Source organism: Myroides sp. C1519 (assembly GCF_038039755.1).
GTDB classification, from domain to species: Bacteria; Bacteroidota; Bacteroidia; order Flavobacteriales; family Flavobacteriaceae; genus Flavobacterium; species Flavobacterium phaeum_A.
The window spans coordinates 12,609-31,213 of record NZ_JBBPHM010000021.1; the positions used below are offsets into that span (position 1 = coordinate 12,609).

The following is an 18,605-nucleotide window of genomic DNA, read 5'->3' on the forward strand; positions in this document are numbered from 1 at the left end:
ATGACACCTACTTTATTATATATATTAAAGGTAAATATGCTTTTGTCGATTGTGTACCTGTTTTACGTTGCCTTTTTAAGAAAGGAAACTTTTGTAAAAAGTAATAGACAGTATTTTTTGATCGGAATTATTAGCAGTTTTTTATTACCTCTTATAACTGTTACAAAAACAGTTTATGTAGAACAACAAACAGTAAACTTATCTAATCTTACAGATTTTATAGAAAATGAAGCGATAATTACAGAGCCAATCAGTTTTTGGAGTCAATTTGCAGTTGAAAAACAATTGTTTACAGTTTATCTTGTAATTACTGCTGTTTTTTTAGCTTGGTTCATAACTAAAAGTTATAGGTTGTGCTCTCATATTCGGAAGTTGAATCGTAGTTCCTTAGGTAACAATGTTTTAGTAGATGATAAAACGAATGAGGCTTATTCTTTCTGGAAATGGGTGGTATTACCAAGTAATTATGGAACAATAGATCGCTTGGATGTTGTGTTAGAGCATGAATATATTCACGTGAAGCAAAAGCATAGTATAGATATTTTATTAATTGAATTAGTTAAAACATTTTTTTGGTTCAATCCAATTTTAATATTACTACAAAAAGCTATAAACCTAAATTTAGAATACATCGTAGATCAAGAAGTGAGTAAGCGAGTTGATATTTATGACTATCAAATGACTTTAGTTCAGTTTGAGTATAACAAAATTCAGCCTATGACAATGGTTAACTCTTTTTCAACTTCTGATTTAAAGAAACGTGTATTAATGCTAAACACACAAAAATCAACCATTATGAAAAAATTAAAATTTATTATGATTACACCTGTTATAGCAGGTTTCTTTTTCTTTTTCCAAGTTAGTGTAAAAGCAAAAGAATTAGCAAAAGCTTCTTTTGAAGAATCAGTAAGTGAGGAATTATTAAATCCTTTTGAAGTAGAAGAGAATACATATAATACGACTAAACCAGTGACTATTGCAGAAGGACAATTACAGTCTAAGCAAGAAGAAAAAAATGGTACTATTGAAGAAGTAGAAACTATAAAGTTAAAGGCAGACCAAATTAAAGATGAGGCAGAAAGAATTCATCGTGATTTAGAAGTTCGTCATGCTGAACTTGCAGAGATGAAGAAAGGGATAATTGCCGATAATAAAAAAATAATAGAAGAGAGAAAAAGAGAGATTGCGAATAAAAGAGAAGAAATTAATGAAAGGCAAGCAAAAGAAAACGAAAAATTAAGCGCATTAGTAGAGGAGAGAAGAGCTCAAATTGAGCAGAGAAAAAAAGAAGTTTCTGTTGAAATAAAAGCTCGAAATGAAAGACTTGAAAAAGAAAGTGCAAAAAGGCGAGCTGAAAATGAAGATCGATTAAAGAACGTTAAAGGCAAGAAAAGAAAATTACAAGAGCAAGAACTTGATAATACAATATTTTTTCACGAAGGTAAAACATATACAAAAGAAGAGTTTTATGCTTTAAATCTTAATCCAACTGACATAAAAGCAATTAGTTTTTATAAAAAAGAAGATGCAACTGCTAAGTTTGGAACACCGTCGGATAAGAAAGTTCTCGAGGTTTCAACGATTAAATCTTTAAGTGAAATGAAAAAAGATGGAGAACTATCTAAGTTTACTGTTGTTGCTTCAAAGCAGTCAAAAAGTGATTTTGATGGAATTATACTTGTTGATGGTGTGAAAATTAACAAAGAGGAAATGAATGAAATTAATAGTGATAGAATTGAGTCTGTGTCAGTGTTAAAAGGTGAAAAAGCTATTGGTAAATACGGTGACTTGGGCGCAAAAGGAGTTATTGAGATTGTCTTAAAAAAATAGATATCAGATTAAATTAGTTAGCAAGTGTTTTTGGTTTTCCAAAAGCACTTTTTTTATGCCATATTTTTGGGTATGTCTTACTTCTTTTGTCTGTTTTTCATGTAGAGTTGGCTGTAAATGCTCGTATAATGCTATGTAAATCATACTTTAATGTGTAATTTGAATTAAGCTTCCTTGTGTTAATTGAAATTGTTTCGTACAAACTTTTGCTAATAAATCGTGATAATGATCTACTAAGATAATACACTTGTTTTTAGATTTATCTTGTATGATAGCCATTAGTTGTTCTTGCATAATAGGCGAAATAGCTGCAAAAGGTTCGTCTAACAAACAAAATGGTTGTGGGAGGTTGAGCACATATAGTGTCTGTAAGAATTGTTGTTCCCCTGTAGATAATTCTTTGATCTTCAAATCTAAGTGATTTAAGAAAGGCGTATTTGTTAGTTGTTCCAAAGTAAATAAGTCCTTCACTTTTAAGTTAGGAGGGAACATGAGAAATTGCGGTTTGTAAGAAAAATACCTATTTAGTTTATGCCTGTTTAAAATAACTTGATTATCAACTCGAATAAATATTTGAGTTGCTTTAATTGCTCCAAATAAAATATTGAGTAAAGTAGATTTTCCAGTACCATTGCTTCCAACAATTCCAATAATATCAGTTGTTTTTGCCGATAAACATACACCGTGCAGTATTGTGCGATTGTCTATTTGATGGATTAAACTATCCAATTGAAATTGGTGGCTCATATTATAGTATGTTGATTAAAAAACGAATTATTCCAATAATTAGCAATGTTAAACCGTAAAGCAAAAAAACTACAAAGAAGAAGTTTACCTTATTGTTTCTCCAAAAGAAGAGCTCTTCTTTTTTAAAACTAAGGAAATACACAAGGTATATACCTATTGCAATCAAGGGGACAAAAGTAGTTAGACTAATATCCATTGTAAAACTTAAGATGATACTTATAGCTATAATAGGAAGTGCATATTGTCTTAAAAGTAATAGGAGTTTTTTCATTATTATTATAAGTAGTTACAAAAAAGTTTGATTGCTTAAGCAATTTAGTAATGAAATATAAGATTATGAAGATAGTAAATTATTTCCACTGCTAAATGTTTAAATAAGCATCCTCTGAATTAGTTGTAAAAATATTCTTTAGGAGCGTCTATTTAAGAGTTTTAAGTATATTTGCCTTTAAACTAATAACATCAATATGGATTTCAGTACAATTATTAAGCAAGCACACTCAGGAGTAGCATATTTAGCGTTAATCTTCTTGTTGATCGTAGTTATCAATGCTTTTGCTGGATTAGCAGGGAAAAAAGAGTTTACAGAGAAAGACCGTAAATTAGGTTTATTCGGGTTAATCTTCACACATATTCAATTACTTTTAGGGTTGATTTTATATTTCGTTTCGCCAATGGTACAAGGTTTTGGTGTAGCTATGAAAGATTCAACGTTAAGATTATATGCTTTAGAGCACCCATTAATTAACATTATTGCAATTGTCTTGATTACAATCGGATGGTCAAAACACAAGAAAGCGACAGATAGCAATGCTAAATTTAAGAAGTTTGCTATTTTCTATGCATTAGGATTAATCTTGATCTTATCGAGAATTCCATGGAGTGCTTGGTTGCCAAGTATTTTCGCATAATTCGAATAAAATTAAATGATATAAAAAAAGGAGTCCACAATGGACTCTTTTTTTTTGTGGTATGCTTCTTGCAAAATAATATCAGCTATAATAGAAATATCATGAAAACATATCAATATATATTATCAATATTAGTAATTGTACTCCTTTCAAGTTTTGGAGGAACGACTAATGTAATTAAGGGAACTGTAAAGGCAGAAGGAACACCAGTTGTGTTAGCCGATAGCTTACCTAATATTAACGATTCTATAGTTGATAGTGAAGAAGAAGTTGAAGAAGTTGAGTTGGTTTCTGACGATACTCAAGCATCATATTACCACGATAAATTTACGGGTAGAAAAACGGCAAGCGGACAAGTATTTGATAATAGCAAATACACTGCAGCCCACAAAACACTGCCGTTTGGTACTAAGGTTAAGGTAACTAACCTAAAAAACAAACGCTTTGTTATTTTGACAATTACTGATAGAGGACCTTTTGTAAAAGGAAGAGGAATCGATATTTCTAAGAAAGCTTTTCACGATTTGACAGATAATCATGCAAGAGGAGTACTTGATGTGAAGATTGAAAAGATTGTAGCAGAAAATGAGTAAGATTAAAAGAGTAATAAGTTGTTTATTTCTACTGCTTTTTGTGTCTTTTTGGACAAGTTGTTCAACTACAAAAGGATCTTCAAATAGGGGGAAAAAGGAAAATAAAACAGATGTTGTTGCAAGTTATTACCATAAAAAGTTTAATGGTAAGCGTACCGCAAGTGGGGAAAAATTCCACAATTCGAGGATGACAGCCGCACATAAGACTTTACCTTTTAATACTGTTGTCAAAGTTACAAACAGAAAAAATAATAAATCTGTTAAAGTTAAAATCAATGACAGAGGCCCTTTTGTCAAAGGGCGTGAAATTGATTTATCCAAAAAAGCTTTTATGAAAATCTCAGATAGCAAAAAAGCTGGATTATTAAAAGTTGATATTAAAGTGGTTAAATAATTATTTCCACAATTTATAAGGGTTTTTGGCAATGTAAGAGTTGTAGTACTCAATTTGACCAGTAACCTCTTCCCCTAACCAATCGGGTTTAGCAAAAGCTTCATTTTCATCTTTAAGCTCTATTTCTGCTATAATTAACCCTTCATTTTCACCATGAAAAACGTCGATTTCAAATTCGTGCAGCCCTTTTTTTACAAGGTATCGAGTTTTAGAAATCACAAAATCCTCACATAACTCAAGCAATTGAGAGGCTTCGTTATAGTCTATTTTTTTTTCCCATTCAAAACGTGTTGTACCAGAGGAATTACTCTTACCTTTAACTGTAATAAATGCGTCTTTATTTTTTAGCCTAATTCTAACTGTGCGTTCAGCAGAAGAATTCAAGTAACCTTGGGTTATCTTATTAGAATTATGAGATTCATTGATGAAATTCAGAGAGTTTACTAAAAATTTTCTTTCTATTTCTACCATGATTATAAGAATAAAATGTATTTTTATACCAAAATAAGCGAATTTATTTCACTAACTATTATAAAAGCTGAAATTTTTTACAAATGAAATTAAGACATATGTTACAATCTCCTCAAGGGGTTGAAGAATTGTTTAATAAATATGTTATTGACGGGAAGGTATATGCAACAGATGATTTACTTTTTATAGTTGATTTAGTGCATATTTTTAGACCTAATAATGTAAAGAAAGTAAAACGTGTTTCTATTGATGCTTTATTAGCATATTTAAAAACGCACGAGGTAGAGAGAATTGCCTTATCTAAATATTTAAAAGAATTATTGTCAAATCGCCATTTCAGTCGTATGGTTTCTGATGCGGGGATTTTACAAGATTCTGAGTTTTTTAGAGAGGTTAAAAAAAGGTTGTGGGCTAAGGTGTTACCTTATCAACCAGAGAAGGATACGTATGAGTATGTGCTAAACCAAGCGTTTTATAAGCATACAGATGCTGAATGGGTGAGTATGATTCCGGAAACACAGTTATTAGAGTTGTTTCAAGAGTTGAATTTTACTGATTTATTTAATGATAACAAGGAAGGCTCTGTGTTAAACGAGCTATTGTGCTCAATTGATATTATTACTCAACGTATGAGTGGTAGAGCAATGGAGAGTAATATCATTAATATGGTTCCAGAATACTCTCACTTAGAAAGCCCTTTTAGAGCTTTGGAGCAAGAGTTTACAATTATTCTGCAGAGTATTCAGAATGGAGATATGAAATTCTTATATGATAGTGATATTAATTATAAGCAAATTGTAATCCTACAGAAGCAATGCCAGGAGTTCGTTAATCAGGCATTTAAAAATAGTTCGAAGTATGGTATCTCTATCAAGGTAAACCAAAGTTTACTTCGTTTACGTCAACAGTTATCACGTGTAAACGTATTGATCTCTTTATTGGTAATTAAAGAGGATACGGCTGAACTAAAACAAAAGAACTCGATTAATTTAGCTTTAAAGCTAATTGAATATAACTGCTATAAGTACAACGTTTCTGGGCTAATAAAAGAAAGTACACAGTTAATATCTTACGAGATTACACAGCATACTGCCAAGACTGGTGAGCACTATATTACTAATAGTGGTAAGGAGTATTGGAATATGTTTAAAGGATCAATGGGTGCGGGTATTGTAGTTGGTTTCTTATGTATTTTTAAAGTATTTGCACACCACGCTGATGTGAGTGCATTTGGAGAGGCTATGTTGTATAGTTTAAACTATGCGGTTGGTTTCTGTTTAATCTATTTGCTTGGATTTACTTTAGCAACGAAGCAACCAGCGATGACAGCTGCTACAATTATTAAGGCAATTGAAGATGGTCGTAAACAACATATTGATAACGTAGAAAAGCACATTGGCTTTGCTAAGTTGTTTGCAAGATTGTTCAGATCTCAGTTTATTGCTTTTATTGGAAACGTGATATTAGCGTTCCCAGTAGCTTTATTATTGATTTGGAGTATAGATACTGTTTTTGATGTTAATATAGCTGCTCATGATTGGGAGAAGATGTTAGTAGATGCAGATCCAATTAAATCAAGAGCTTTATTCCACGCAGGTATTGCAGGTATTTTCTTATTCTTATCTGGAATTATCTCAGGTAATGTATCGAATAAGAATAAGCACAATAAGGTGTTGTACCGTATTCAAGAGCATCCTGTATTAAAGCGAAACTTTGGTATTAAGAGAACAACGAGTTTAGCAAATTGGATAGATACAAAATGGCCAGGTTTGGTTTCTAATATTTGGTTTGGGGTATTTATGGGTACGTGTGGTACAATAGGTGCTTTTATTGGATTAGGAATTGATATTCGACACATTACTTTTGTCAGTGGTAATATCGCATTAGGACTTTACGGATCTGGATTTGATGCACCAGTAGATATGTTAGTAATGGCGTTTATTGGGATGTGGTTAATTGGATTTATGAACTTTATGGTAAGTTTTGGATTATCATTATTCTTAGCTTTCCGCTCTCGTAATATTCCATTTAGAGAAACAAAAGAGCTTACAAAAGCTACTTGGAGACACTTTAAAAACTTTCCAATGGAGTTCTTTTTACCAACAGCAGGTGGTGTAGTTGAGAATCCAAATAATTTAAATGGGAAGAACGATTCAAAAGATAAAAAAGAAGAAGGGCATCATTAATAATTTGTACTGTTAATGAGCTTATATCAATAAAAAAAGGATGCTATATAGCATCCTTTTTTTGTATATACTTCAGAGAAGTAGTTGTTATGTGTTGAGACAGAGAAGTAGATTTACTCTTGTCTAAATTCATCTGTACTTGGGTTTCTTTTGTGTTTTAAGCTGTCTTTAAGCATACTTGATTGTTCTGCAAATTCCATTCTTGACACATTGATATAATCCTCTAAGTTGTGAATATTCTTCGCTAATTTTCGTAGAGAAGCTCTATCACTCTTAATGAATAATTCGCTTTGCGTTCTCGCTTCTTCGTGGCTTAGACCAACTTTTTCTAACATAGTTGCTCCAACATAAACAGCAGTAAAGAAAGTTTCTCTATAAACCTCAGTTAAACCGTCTTGAAGATATTCATAAGCATTCTTACGGTTTTTAGCACGAACAATAACTTCTACATTAGGGAAGTTTTTACGCAGTACCGCAACTAAATGTTGATTCACTTCTGGTGGATCCATTGCTGCAATTACATAATCGGCTTGGTCAACTCCAATTGATTTTAGAATATTGATAGATGTTGCATCTCCATAATATACGTTAAACCCTAATTTTCGAAGGTGATTTACACGTTCCGAGTCGTTGTCTAATACTAATGTAGGAATATCATTTGCTTGCAATAAACGGCCGATAGTATTTCCGAAGTCTCCAAAACCAGCAATAACGATTTTCTTTTCAGCACTAATATGTGATAAGTCGTCGTATTCTTGTTGTTCAGTAGCAGAAGGAGTTAATCCTAAATAAGGAGAAATCCACTTCTCATTTAATAACAATAAGATTGGTGTAACTACCATTGACAAGGCTGTAGTAGCCAATAAGTAATCATACCATTGTTGATTAATTAAGTTAATTGTTTTTCCTAAAGCTAAGATCACGAAAGCAAATTCACCAACTTGTGATAGTAAAATAGCAAAAAGGAAAGACTGATCTTTAGGGAATTTTTTCCATTTACTAATTGCTAATAAGACAATTGCTTTGATAGCCATTGAGCCAACTAATAAACTAAGGATGATTAGGGGTTGGTTAACAATAATATCAAAGTTAATTGTAGAACCAACGGCAATAAAGAAGATACCGAGTAAGAGCGCTTTAAATGGTTCGATATCACTTTCTAACTGGTGTTTATAAGGGTTGTTAGCTAATACAACACCAGCGATAAATGCACCTAATGCCGGGCTTAGTCCTACTTGTTGCATCAATAAAGACACTCCAATAACAAGCAATAAAGCAGATGCGGTATATATTTCACGAATTTGTAGGCGACCTACAGAACGGAATAAAGGATTGACAATATAATTTCCGACAAGGAAAATAGTAGAGATTGCACCTAAGATAGCAAGAGTTTTCATAAAAACAGGTGCACCATCAAGCCAGCTACCACCTGCAGCCGTTGCAATAGGTTCTTTAGTAGATACAGCTAATAATGGGATAATTGCCATTACAGGAATTACCATGATATCTTGGAATAGTAATACGGCAAAACTTGATTTACCTGCGTTTGATTTGTTTAAACCTCTTTCAGAAATAGTTTGTAAAATAATCGCCGTAGATGACATAGTAATTACAAAACCCATTGTAATAGCAGTACCAATACTTAAGCCCAGTCCCCAACGTGCAATAGCAGCAACAATAATTGTTGTTCCTGCAGCTTGTGCTGTTCCTAAACCGATTATTTCATTTCTAATTTTCCAGAATTCTTTAGGGTCTAATTCAAGTCCAACTAAGAATAGCATCATTACAACACCAAATTCTGTTGCGTGCATAATATCAGCACCGTCTTGTCCTACAAAACCAAGAGCAAATGGTCCAATAAGTACTCCTGCAAATAAGTATCCTAATACGGACCCCATTCCTAATTTCTTGGAAATTAGAACACATACAACCGCGGCAAATAAAAAGACAAATGCCTGTGTTAAAAAATCATTCATTGTTAATAGCTTCTTTTTTTTTAATTGTTATCCTAAGCCAACTTAGGAGATTAATAGTGAGAATATTATAAAAGTTTGATTTATAATAAGTGAAACTATAATAGTCTCAATAAATTTGATCATAGTCAATACAAATTTATAAAAATGTATAGGTTAAGTGCTGTTTAATTTTAAAAAAATGAATTTTTTTAAGTAGTGAGAGGTGAAAAAATCTATTAATTTTGATTTATAATTATCTGAATGAATGAATCGTAAGATTATACACGTCGATATGGATGCTTTTTACGCTTCTGTAGAACAACTTGATTTCCCTGATTTAAGAGGAAAACCAATTGCTGTAGGAGGAAGTGAAGAGAGAGGAGTGGTTGCCGCAGCAAGCTATGAAGCAAGAAAGTTTGGTGTGAGAAGTGCTATTAGTGGCGCTATGGCTAAAAAGAATTGTCCGCATCTTATTTTCGTGAAACCAAGGTTTGAACGCTATAAAGAAGTATCAAAAGTAATTCGCAGTATTTTTTATGAGTACACTGATTTAGTTGAACCATTGGCTTTAGATGAAGCTTTTTTAGATGTTACAGAAAATAAGATTGGTTGTCCAAGTGCTACGTTAATAGCTAACGAGATACGGATGAAGATATATGATCGACTTGGATTAACTGCCTCTGCGGGAATATCTGTCAATAAGTTTTTAGCTAAGATAGCAAGTGATTACAATAAGCCTAACGGTCAAAAAACAATTGAGCCAGATGAGGTGGAAGCCTTTTTAGAAGCCTTAGAGATTAAGAAGTTTTTCGGTATTGGTAAGAAAACAGCCAATAGAATGTATCACTTGGGAATTTTCACTGGAAAGGATTTAAAAAGTAAGAGTGAGGAGTTTTTGGTAGAGCACTTTGGAAAAGCAGGAGGAATCTATTATAATATAGTAAGAGGAATTCATAATTCACCAGTGCGCCCTAATCGTACGATAAAGTCTGTTGGAACAGAAAGAACTTTTGAAGAGAACTTGAGTTCGGAAGTTTATATAGAAGGCAAGTTAGAAAGAATCGTAGAGGAGCTGAGTATTCGCTTGAAAAAGCAAAATGTGGCGGGGAAGACAGTTACTTTAAAAATAAAATATTCTGATTTTATGCAGCAGACAAGAAGTATGACTTTTGCTTATTATATGTCTGATGCCGATATTATTTTAGATATTGCAAAGCAATTACTCTATCAAGAGAAGCTAAAGGATTCAGTTAGACTAATCGGTGTATCATTATCTAACTTGAATACAGATGAAAAAAAGAAACCAATTGCTGTGCAGTTAAGTTTTGAGTTTTAAAAAAGAAAAGAAATTGTAATAATGAAAAAGCCAGAGAGTTTAAAAAAAGGAGATAAAGTTGCTATTGTATGTACAGCACGTAAGTTTAGTCGTGTAGAAGCAGAGTCAGCTATTGAGTTATTAACATCTTGGGGTTTAGAAGTGGTGTTAGGGTCAACAATTGATTTAGACAACTATCAATTAGGCGGAACGGATGAAGAGAGAGCAGCAGATTTTAATCAGCAATTAAACGATACGTCAATAAAAGCGATTTGGTGTGCAAGAGGAGGATATGGAACAGTTAGGATTATTGACGATATTGATTTTACGGCATTTATTGAGAATCCAAAGTGGATTATTGGATTTAGCGATGTTACAGTTTTGCATAGTCATATTCATAACTTAGGAGTAGAGACAATTCACGGATTGATGGCTTTTAGTATTCCAAAATCAACACCTGAATCGAGAGATTCATTATACAAAGCATTATTTGGGAGAGAACTTATTTATACAATAGCTCCTGAGGTTGAAAATAAATTAGGCGAAGGCGAAGGCGAAGTAGTAGGAGGAAATCTTTCGATTCTTTATAGCCTTTTAGGTTCTAAGTCGTCTATGAATACGGCGGGAAAGATATTGTTTATAGAAGATTTAGATGAATATCTGTATCACGTAGATCGAATGATGCACAATTTAAAACGCAACGGACTATTAGATAATTTAAAGGGTCTGATTGTAGGAGGAATGACTGATATGCACGATAATGCAATTCCGTTTGGATATGATGCTAAACAGATTATACTATCTATTTTAAAAGAGAAAGACTATCCGATTGCTTTTAATTTTCCAGCAGGACACGGAGAAGTGAATTTAGCATTACCTATGGGAAGAAAAGCAAAGCTATCAGTAGAAGAGTCAAAAGTTGAATTAAAATTCATTTAGTATGGCAAAGAGTCAAGATATTGGAGAAGGAGGAGAAAAAGCTGCTGTAGCCTATTTAAAAGAAAGAGGTTACGAGGTTTTAATTGTCAATTATGTGGCTCAGAAAGGTGAAATTGACATTATAGCATTGAAGGATAATATCTTGGTTTTTGTTGAGGTAAAAACAAGGTCGTCTTTAGAGTTTGGTTTGCCACAAGATTTTGTAAAGGCGACTAAAATAGGTCTGTTAGTGAGGACTGCAAATATTTATATAGAAGAAAATGACCGAGAAGAAGAAGCAAGATTTGATATTATTGCTATTCACAAGGTTGGAGAAAAGTATAATATTCAACATATTGAAGATGCATTTTACTTTTTTTAGCAGTAACAATATATAATTAACGTGAGTTCGATATAAGAAAGATAATTAACAACGAAAGTTGGAAATTAAGCAACAAGTTTGGTTAACCTGCAAATAAAAAGTCTTATCTCTGCCCTTTATATACATTAATCTAAAGTTCTTTACTTGTGCAGGGAAAGATTTAGTAGAAGCGTTCGTACTTCTATCATTAAAATCAATAATAACTTCAAATGTATTCAAAACGCTATTCAAAAGTTTTAGAGAAGTATTAGGAACATTATTAAACCAATGAGTTAGTTTATTAATGGCTAACTCTTTTTGTGTTTTTAAATTACGTAGCTTACATAAACTATTAGGTAATTCAAAAGCCTATTTAATATCTGATATAAGCATAATAGCATTGTCGTTACAGCCTTCTTTGGTATTTGTTTCACATTAGTACCACATTAGTACCACACATCTTCGGGAAAAAGGCTTGTTTTTCGAACTTATGTGGTACTAATGTGGGAGATGTATCGAACATGGTACGTTTAAAACTACACTTTGACACGTTCTTTATCATACTAACAATCCAATCTATTATATTTAAATCTTTCTTTATTATAGAAAAGAGTTATTTATGTTTAGTCTTCAATTTTGTGTCTTGTCTTATTGTAAATAAAGGACCTTTATTACGAGAATCATTATTATAAATTATACTTTAAAGGTAATTTTTAACAATTCAGGATTGTCTTTTTATCTTTTTTGAAGGCCATTTATTATTGAATACTTATTGTTCGTTATTCTTATTTAAAAAAAGTCTTAATAAGATTTGGTTATTATTTAGAATCATTTTACTTTTGCTTAAGTTTTAAATAAGTCTAAATAACATAACGATAGAATGAAATTATTCAATACCCTATTATTTACTATCTGCGGAGCAGTTGTAAGTATGGCTCAAACATCGACAGTAAAAGGTCGTGTGGTTGATGAAAATAATAAGCCATTGTCATTTGTAACAGTATATATAGAAAACTCTAACTATGCTGCACAGACTGACGATAACGGAGAATATATCTTAGAAGATGTTAAACACGGAAAGCAGTCAATCAAAGCTACTTTTGTTGGATATGCAGCTTCAGTAAGAGACATGAATATTTCAAAGAAAGAAGACGTAGTAAACTTTCTTTTAGTTACAGACAGTCAATTAGCAAATATTACTGTTTATGGTAGAAGTAACAAAAACGTTAAGAAACTTCAATACTTAACTCGTCTACCATTAGGTTTACAAGACCAAGTACAATCAATTAGTATCGTATCTGATCACGTAATTAAAGAGCAAGGAGCTTTGTCAATTACAGATGCAGCACGTAACGTAGCAGGGGTAACTCAGTTTGCAAGCTATGGTGGTGTAAAGGAGAGTATGTCTATTAGAGGTTTCCGTGGTACTCCAGTATTGAGAAATGGAGTAGGAATGGATTCTGACTTTAGAACAGCTTCAGCAATTTCAGATATGCAAGGAGTTGAAAGTGTTGAGGTAATAAAAGGTTCTGCTGCTATTTTACAAGGTATTGGAAATGGTTTAGGAGCTGCAGGAGGTGTAATTAACTTAGTAACTAAAACGCCAAACTTCAAAAATGGAGGAGAGGTAAGTTTTAGAACAGGTAATTACGGACACATTCGCCCAACAGTTGACTTTGAACGCGTATTAGATAAAAAAGAAAGAGTATCATTCCGTTTTAATGGTTCTTATGAGAGAAATGATGGATGGAGAACACACGTTAATAACGAACACTTCTACATTAACCCATCTTTAGCTTGGAAAATTGACGACAAAACGAAGTTGTCTTTTGAAATGGATTACTTAAATGGAGATTATACTCCAGACAAAGGAACAGTTAATTTAGCTCCTGATAATGTTGATGCATTATATAAAATGCCTCACAATAAATTCTTAGGATATAACGACGATAATACTTCAATTAGATCTCAAAATTATGTAGCTCGTTTTGAGAGACAATTGACAGAAAAGTTAAGTTTCAGAACGTCTTATACAGCTTCTATCTATAATGATGATAGTCGTACTTCAAGTGTTGCGACAGTACTTAAAAAAGACAAGATTAAAGACTGGGCAGATTTTAGAAATTTAAAAAGAACGGTTACAGAAAGTGAAAGAGGAGATTACAACTCTGTATTCCAAGCTGATTTAGTAGGTAAGGATATCTTTACTGGAATTTTAAAACACACATTCCAAGTAGGGTTTGACTATAGACAAACAAAAGTTATTTCAGGAAATACTTCTGGACAAGTAATGGGTAAAGATAAAGATGGTAACGATGTACTTGTACCATATACAGATTTCTTTGACGTTACAGGACCAATTAATAACACATTGCCAGGAGATGTTGTTTTTGGAGATATTAATACAACACGTACAATGACTCCAACTATTGGGTTTATGGCACAAGACTATGTTCAAATTGGAGACAAGTTAAGCGCAATGTTAGGTATTCGTTACAGTAGATTAAACGGAAGTACTACTGAGAATGCTACAATTGATAGATGGAATCCAATGTTTGGTTTAATCTTTAAACCACAAGATAACATTAGTACATTCGTTTCTTATACTACAACATCAAGTTTAAGACAATCTAATAAATTAATTCACGGAGGAGGATATGCTGGAGCATCTGATACTAATCAGATTGAATTTGGTTTTAAATCTAACTGGTACAATGATCATTTAGGAGTTAACTTTTCTTACTTCTTCATTAACCAAAGCAATTTATTAGCACCGTATATTGATCCAAATACAAATGTTCAATCTACAACAGAAAGTATTTTTGCTGGAGATTTAAAACGTAATGGTTTTGAATTAGAGATCAACGGAAAAATTACAAACAATTTAGAAGTGATGCTTGGATATGCAAACTTATATGCAAGATACCAAGATAGTCCAAACTACGTAGATGGTTCTGCTCCAATGAATGCTCCTGAGCATACAGCTAATGGATGGGCAAACTATAAATTTACAGACGGAGCTTTAGATGGCTTATCTCTTGGATTGGGTGTTTACTACGTTGGAAAGAGACCTGTAAATGAATACACAAGAACATCTGATGCACACGGATCAAATGTAAATACAAGACCATTTGATATGGCAGCTTATACTACTGTAAATGCACAAGCAGCATATAAATACAAAAATGCTACATTAAGCGTGTTTATGAATAACTTGTTCAATGAGCGTGGATATACTTCTTACTACAGAGGTGGTTATATCAATGAAATTGCACCAAGAAACTTCGCAGCTAAATTATCTTATAGATTTTAATCAATAGTTTTTTATACAATACTAATTAGTTCAATAAAACACGATCCTATGTATAGGGTCGTGTTTTGTGGTTAAGCCCAATTTTTTTTGCCTATGAAAACAAAGCCAAAGTATTCGTTGCGTACATTTATAAATGATGTGCACTTGTGGTTAGGAATAGCAAGTTCACTTGTGTTGTTTATTGTTTGTTTGACAGGAACAATTTATACTTTTAAAAGCGAGATACAGACATTTTTAGCGCCAGATATGTACAAATTGACAGAGGTGAAAAAAGAAGTATTGCCAATAGACGAGTTGAAAGCTACCGTAGAACAAAAGAGCGGAGGTAATGTACAGCGCGTAGTTGTGTCTCATAAAGAGAACAAGCCTTATATTTTTTCTGTAGGCTTTGCTGATAAAGAAAAGAAGGGAGAGACTATTTATGTTAACCAATATACTGCTGCAGTTGTAGGAGAGGGAAAAGGTCCTGCGAATGAGTTTTTTATGACAGTTTTTAAACTGCATAGATGGTTATTGTTAGATATGAAGATTGGTCGTCCTATTGTAGGAATTGCAACAATAATATTTTTGATTTTATCAATCTCGGGATTAGTATTGTGGTTTCCAAAGAAAATTAGAGGATGGAAAAGCATAAAGCCAGGTTTTAAAATTAAGTTTAAAGCGAATTGGAAAAGAATTAATCACGATTTACACAATACGTTAGGGTTTTATACCTTACTTATTGTTGTGATTATGTCTTTAACAGGACTTTGTTGGTCTTTTGAATGGTATAGAGATGGATTGAGTAGTGTATTAGGAACGAAGGTTTTTGGAGGTAGAGATGAGGTAAAGCCAGAATCTGTTTTACTTGAAGATACAAAGACACTTGATTTGTCAAAAGTAATGGCGATTGGAAATGCAGAGTTGCCATTTGAAGCAAGAACAATATCGATTAGTTTTCCTAAAGGAGAAAAAGGTAGTTTTGAAGTAAATAAGAATGAATTAGCTCGATTTAATGAAACTGTAAATGATAGAGTTTTTATTGATCAATATTCTGGGGAGATCTTGAAAAAGGAGATTTTTGCTGATAAAACAATAGGAGAGAAGATTGCAGGATCAATAAGAGCATTACACTTTGGAGATATTTACGGAACATTTTCTAAAGTGATTTATTTTATAGTTTGTTTAATAGCAACGAGTTTACCTGTAACAGGGATATTCATTTGGTTGAATAAAATGAAAAAAGGTAAGAAAAGTAAAGTATAACATTTCTTTATAATTCAAGTGTTTTTATGTTTGATAAAAAATGTAACTTTGCTATATAACCTAATTTAGATTAAATATTATGTATCCAGAAGAAATAGTAAAACCAATGCGTCAAGAATTAGTTGATGCAGGATTTGAATCATTACATACAGCAGAAGAAGTAGAAGCTACTTTAGCAAAAGGAGGAACAACTTTAGTAGTTGTAAATTCAGTATGTGGATGTGCAGCTCGTAACGCTCGTCCAGGTGCAATTATGAGTTTAAAAGGAGATAAAAAACCAAGTCAAATTGTGACTGTTTTTGCAGGTGTAGATAAAGGTGCAGTAGATGCAGCACGTCAACACATGTTCCCATTCCCACCGTCATCACCAGCAATGGCTTTGTTTAAGGACGGAGAATTAGTTCATATGTTAGAGAGACATCACATTGAAGGTCACCCTGCCGAGATCATCGCAGAGAACTTAATGGATGCTTTTAAAGAATATTGCTAAAAAAGAGACCACCAATAAGGTGGTTTTTTTTTTAAGTGTATATTTGCCTTAAACGACTAAATCGATGCAAAAAATAATATCGTACCCAATTTCTATCCTTTTTGCGGCTTGCCTATTAATCATATTGATTTTTTTCCACGGACTTCAATGGCTGGCGTTTAATCTATTTGGCTACCAAGCACACAAGAAAGTTGTGGATTGGTTAGTGTGGTGGCTAATGGCAGGTACGGGGATTTTAGGAACAACATATAAGTTCGAACAAGAAGAAAAATTACCAACGGATCGACCGATAATTTTTGTTTCGAATCATCAAAGTATGTTTGATATTCCAATGATGATCTGGTTCTTCAGAAACAATCATCCGAAATTTGTTAGTAAAAAAGAACTTGGAAAGGGTTTTCCAAGTGTTTCATATAATTTAAAGCACGGAGGATCCGTTCTAATAGATAGAAAGGATGCCAAACAAGCCTTAGGAGCTATAAAATCATTAGGTCAATATATAACAAAGTATAATCGATCTGCAGTGATTTTTCCAGAGGGGACAAGAAGTAGAGACGGACAATTAAAACGTTTCTCAGAAAACGGAGTAAAGATGCTTTGTAAGTTTGCTCCAGATGCTTTAGTAGTACCTTTGACAATAAATAACTCTTGGAAGTTATTTCGTTTTGGTAAATTTCCTTATGGATTAGGGGCACGTATTAAATTGTACGCGCATAAACCACTAAATATAGGTGACTATGATTTTCCTACTTTGATGCAAGTAATCGAAGAGAAGATCAAAACTAAATTAGAATAAAAGAATAAATTATAACAGCCAACCTACTCAAACAAACTAAACCAAACCCAAAGTAGCGAGGCGTAAACAAATGTATTATGTCAATAAAGAATGTTCGCTTAGAAGTAATGCACTTCTTAGAAAAGAATATCGATAGTTTTGTTGAGAACTATTTGATACCAGTAGAAAAAATTTGGCAGCCATCTGATTTGTTACCAGATTCAGAAGGAGAGAATTTTATTGAAGATGTAAAAGAACTGCGTGAATATGCAAAGGAGTTACCATACGATTTCTGGGTAGTATTAGTAGGAGATACAATTACAGAAGAGGCATTGCCAACATATGAGTCTTGGTTAATGGACGTAGAAGGTATTAAACAGAAAGAAGAAGAAGGCGGTAATGGATGGGCCAAGTGGATTCGTCATTGGACAGGAGAAGAGAATCGTCATGGAGACTTGTTAAATAAGTACCTTTATCTTTCAGGAAGAGTAAATATGAAAGAAGTTGAGATTACTACTCAACACTTAATTAATGACGGGTTTGATCCAGGAACAGATAGAGATCCATATAAGAACTTCGTATTTACAAGTTTTCAAGAATTAGCAACATATATTTCACATAACCGTGTTGCTAAGTTAGCGAAGCAATATGGAGATCACAAATTGTCAAAGATTTGTCGTTTAATTGCTGGAGATGAAATGAGACACCACCACGCATATAGCGAGTTTGTAGATCGTATCTTTAAAGTAGATCCAAGTGAAATGATGCTTGCATTTGTAGATATGATGAAACGTAAAATTACGATGCCAGCTAACTTGATTAGAGAATCAGGAGGTAAGATGGGAGATGCATTTGAGAAGTTCTCAGATTCAGCACAAAGAATAGGAGTATATACAGCGCATGATTATATTGATATTATGCAAAAGTTAATTGATAGATGGCAAATTGGAGAACTGACTAATCTTACAGATGAGGCAGAAAAGGCGAGAGATTACTTAATGAAGCTTCCAACAAGAATGTCTCGTGTAGCTGATAGAATGGTTGTTGGTAAAGAAGAGCAGATCTTTAAATGGGTTCGTCCAGCTATCATAAAATAGCAAA

Annotated in this window: 16 protein-coding genes; 13 read left to right on the top strand and 3 right to left on the bottom strand. The window is 32.8% G+C overall.

Annotated elements, in window-relative coordinates; genetic code table 11:
- Positions 1–1,830 (top strand): M56 family metallopeptidase, encoded by a 1,830-nt coding sequence (locus AABL81_RS11390; protein ID WP_341341078.1) that lies wholly within the window; start codon positions 1–3, stop codon positions 1,828–1,830.
- A gap of 147 nt (positions 1,831–1,977) precedes the next feature.
- On the opposite strand, the gene AABL81_RS11395 is transcribed toward AABL81_RS11390, so the two are convergent.
- Complete coding sequence (locus tag AABL81_RS11395) at positions 1,978–2,577, bottom strand: ATP-binding cassette domain-containing protein (RefSeq protein WP_341341079.1); 600 nt, start codon at positions 2,575–2,577, stop codon at positions 1,978–1,980.
- A gap of 467 nt (positions 2,578–3,044) precedes the next feature.
- Between AABL81_RS11395 and AABL81_RS11400 the strand changes: the two genes are divergently transcribed.
- From AABL81_RS11400 to AABL81_RS11410, 3 genes are all read left to right on the top strand, one after another.
- A complete protein-coding gene (locus AABL81_RS11400; protein WP_158209853.1) occupies positions 3,045–3,488 on the top strand; it encodes a hypothetical protein in 444 nt (147 codons plus the stop codon).
- Positions 3,489–3,589: 101 nt separating this feature from the next.
- Positions 3,590–4,081 (top strand): septal ring lytic transglycosylase RlpA family protein, encoded by a 492-nt coding sequence (locus AABL81_RS11405; RefSeq protein ID WP_341341080.1) that lies wholly within the window; start codon positions 3,590–3,592, stop codon positions 4,079–4,081.
- Positions 4,074–4,475 carry a septal ring lytic transglycosylase RlpA family protein gene (locus AABL81_RS11410; RefSeq protein ID WP_341341081.1) on the top strand — a complete coding sequence of 134 codons (402 nt, stop codon included), beginning with the start codon at positions 4,074–4,076 and terminating at the stop codon, positions 4,473–4,475. Before AABL81_RS11405 ends, AABL81_RS11410 begins: the two co-directional genes overlap by 8 nt.
- On the opposite strand, the gene AABL81_RS11415 is transcribed toward AABL81_RS11410, so the two are convergent.
- Positions 4,476–4,946 carry a CYTH domain-containing protein gene (locus AABL81_RS11415; RefSeq protein WP_158209856.1) on the bottom strand — a complete coding sequence of 157 codons (471 nt, stop codon included), beginning with the start codon at positions 4,944–4,946 and terminating at the stop codon, positions 4,476–4,478.
- A 98-nt stretch (positions 4,947–5,044) separates the two neighbouring features.
- On the opposite strand from AABL81_RS11415, the gene AABL81_RS11420 reads away from it, so the two are divergent.
- On the top strand, positions 5,045–7,132 hold the full coding sequence (locus AABL81_RS11420) for a site-specific recombinase (protein ID WP_158211327.1): 2,088 nt from the start codon (positions 5,045–5,047) through the stop codon (positions 7,130–7,132).
- A 113-nt stretch (positions 7,133–7,245) separates the two neighbouring features.
- On the opposite strand, the gene AABL81_RS11425 is transcribed toward AABL81_RS11420, so the two are convergent.
- Positions 7,246–9,108, bottom strand: coding sequence for a monovalent cation:proton antiporter-2 (CPA2) family protein (locus AABL81_RS11425; RefSeq protein WP_158209857.1), 1,863 nt, complete (start codon positions 9,106–9,108; stop codon positions 7,246–7,248).
- A gap of 244 nt (positions 9,109–9,352) precedes the next feature.
- Here AABL81_RS11425 and dinB point away from each other — a divergent pair, with 244 nt between their 5' ends.
- The 8 genes from dinB (at position 9,353) to AABL81_RS11465 (ending at position 18,601) form a co-directional block, all read left to right on the top strand.
- Positions 9,353–10,423 carry a DNA polymerase IV gene (gene dinB, locus AABL81_RS11430; protein ID WP_341341082.1) on the top strand — a complete coding sequence of 357 codons (1,071 nt, stop codon included), beginning with the start codon at positions 9,353–9,355 and terminating at the stop codon, positions 10,421–10,423.
- Positions 10,424–10,444: 21 nt separating this feature from the next.
- Positions 10,445–11,341, top strand: coding sequence for a S66 peptidase family protein (locus AABL81_RS11435; RefSeq protein ID WP_341341083.1), 897 nt, complete (start codon positions 10,445–10,447; stop codon positions 11,339–11,341).
- Between the two features lies 1 nt (position 11,342).
- Entirely contained in the window at positions 11,343–11,702 is a 360-nt protein-coding gene (locus AABL81_RS11440; protein WP_158209860.1) for a YraN family protein, read from the top strand.
- A gap of 859 nt (positions 11,703–12,561) precedes the next feature.
- The gene (locus AABL81_RS11445) at positions 12,562–14,994 is read left to right on the top strand and encodes a TonB-dependent receptor (protein ID WP_341341084.1); all 2,433 of its coding nucleotides are present in this window, start codon (positions 12,562–12,564) and stop codon (positions 14,992–14,994) included.
- 93 nt (positions 14,995–15,087) lie between these two features.
- On the top strand, positions 15,088–16,239 hold the full coding sequence (locus AABL81_RS11450; protein WP_199269108.1) for a PepSY-associated TM helix domain-containing protein: 1,152 nt from the start codon (positions 15,088–15,090) through the stop codon (positions 16,237–16,239).
- A 79-nt stretch (positions 16,240–16,318) separates the two neighbouring features.
- Positions 16,319–16,729 (top strand): BrxA/BrxB family bacilliredoxin, encoded by a 411-nt coding sequence (locus AABL81_RS11455; RefSeq protein ID WP_158209862.1) that lies wholly within the window; start codon positions 16,319–16,321, stop codon positions 16,727–16,729.
- A 64-nt stretch (positions 16,730–16,793) separates the two neighbouring features.
- Positions 16,794–17,525 carry a lysophospholipid acyltransferase family protein gene (locus tag AABL81_RS11460; RefSeq protein WP_158209863.1) on the top strand — a complete coding sequence of 244 codons (732 nt, stop codon included), beginning with the start codon at positions 16,794–16,796 and terminating at the stop codon, positions 17,523–17,525.
- A gap of 77 nt (positions 17,526–17,602) precedes the next feature.
- Positions 17,603–18,601, top strand: coding sequence for an acyl-ACP desaturase (locus tag AABL81_RS11465; RefSeq protein ID WP_158209864.1), 999 nt, complete (start codon positions 17,603–17,605; stop codon positions 18,599–18,601).
- The last annotated feature ends 4 nt before the right edge of the window (positions 18,602–18,605 follow it).